Below are 1,725 nucleotides of genomic sequence, written 5' to 3' on the forward strand. Positions count from 1 at the left end.
CCCGCGCCCTCCCGCGCGAGCGGGTTCGTTCAGTGGCAGCAAAGCGGACGATACGCTCCTAGTGATCAAGCGTCCGCATCGGGTCATTCTCGTCGGTCGCGGCCTGTCTGTTCACGTCCGGTCACGAAGCAATCCTGGACATCTGAGTTCACCGTTGGTGATGCACATCGCAGCGACAGTAAGCACCTTTGCGCTTGCCTTGAAGGCATTCTATTTTGGAGAGTAGTAGCCGCTCGTGGGCACAGAATGTCGGTACTGCCTTTCTCAAGAATTTACGCGCCGCTCAACGCGCTGCTGGCTGCGACTGGGCTTGTGGCGGTGGCTACGCTCACGACACCGGACCTGTCCGGACGAAGCAGACTGGCTCTGGCTGCCGTGCTCGCGGTCATTTGGGGCGCCTATCTTCTGCAACTGGTCGGGACGCTGCTCAAGCGCCGGGCGGGAGACGTTCGGGACAGGGCGCCGGCAATCGCCATTGATGTGCTCGCGGTTTTGGTTCCACTCACCGCATTTCTGCTCGTCGGCACGCCCGACCGGAGCCTCTACTGCGCTGTCTGGCTGCTGAAACCGCTGCGCGACTCGACTTTCTTCCCGCTGCTGGGCAGGGTCCTGACCAACGAAGCGCGCAACCTGATCGGCGTCACCACGGTCTTCGGCATCGTTCTGTTCGGTGTCGCGCTCGCGGCCTATGTGATCGAGCGCGACATCCAACCGGAAAAGTTCGGCAGCATCCCGCAGGCAATGTGGTGGGCGGTGGTCACGCTGTCCACCACCGGCTATGGCGATGCTATTCCGCAAAGCTTCGCCGGCCGCGTCCTTGCCGGGGCGGTCATGATGAGTGGCATCGGCATTTTCGCGCTCTGGGCAGGCATTCTTGCCACCGGCTTCTATCAAGAAGTCCGTCGCGGGGATTTCGTCCGTAATTGGCAATTGGTCGCCGCCGTGCCGTTGTTTCAGAAGCTCGGCCCGGCCGTGCTGGTCGAGATCGTGCGCGCGTTAAGACCTCGCACCGTGCCGGCGGGCGCCGTGATCTGCCGCATTGGTGAGCCCGGTGATCGGATGTTCTTCGTCGTGGAGGGGCGCGTCAGCGTCGCGACGCCGAACCCAGTGGAGCTTGGCCCTGGCGCCTTCTTCGGTGAGATGGCGCTCATCAGCGGCGAACCGCGTATCGCGACCGTCAGCGCTGCAACGGTGGTCTCACTCCTGTCGCTGCACTCGGCGGATTTCCAGATACTGTGCAGCAGCAGCCCGGAGATCGCGGAAATCATCCGCAAGACCGCGCTCGAGCGGCGCGGCGCGGCACCGACGGCTTGACCGTACTAAAGCGCTCGCGCTGGAACGGATTCAGGCGACGCGCTTTAAGTCTTTGTTTTTATGTATGTCGTTTTCGCAAAACCGCTGCGCACTTTTGCGCGACATGCATGAGGTGTGCAGGTCCCGGACCGTCGTGGTGTATCATCGCGGCCCCAAGATCGTCGCAAGACCGGCGTTCCTCTGTTCCCGTAATGTTCTTGCCTAAATCCGAAATCTATGGTTGTCTTGGGCCGACATCACCCGCGGTCCGACCAAAGGCCGAGGTGAGCCTGCATCCGGGGGCTTGAGAAAAAATGGTGGCGCGGGTTCGCACGGTGGCTTTCCAGGGCATCGAGGCCGTGCCGGTCGATGTCCAGGTGATGATTGCGTGTTTCAGTAAGTCCCGGACACCGGTTTCAGTAAGTCGCGGAC

2 protein-coding genes are annotated in these 1,725 nt (G+C 61.9%); both read left to right on the top strand.

Annotation, left to right across the window (positions count from 1 at the left end; all coding sequences use genetic code 11):
- On the top strand, positions 1–226 hold a 226-nt coding region (locus AU465_RS36030; RefSeq protein ID WP_210325374.1), incomplete at its 5' end, for a hypothetical protein.
- A 20-nt stretch (positions 227–246) separates the two neighbouring features.
- Positions 247–1,314 (top strand): cyclic nucleotide-gated potassium channel, encoded by a 1,068-nt coding sequence (locus tag AU465_RS33150; protein ID WP_192257238.1) that lies wholly within the window; start codon positions 247–249, stop codon positions 1,312–1,314.
- The last annotated feature ends 411 nt before the right edge of the window (positions 1,315–1,725 follow it).

The organism is Mesorhizobium silamurunense (assembly GCF_014843905.1).
GTDB classification, from domain to species: Bacteria; Pseudomonadota; Alphaproteobacteria; order Rhizobiales; family Rhizobiaceae; genus Mesorhizobium; species Mesorhizobium silamurunense.

What these genes read in the sequence shown, in the direction of transcription:
- AU465_RS33150 (WP_192257238.1), top strand. Translation starts at nt 247, where the DNA reads ATGTCGGTACTGCCTTTCTCAAGAATTTACGCGCCGCTCAACGCGCTG.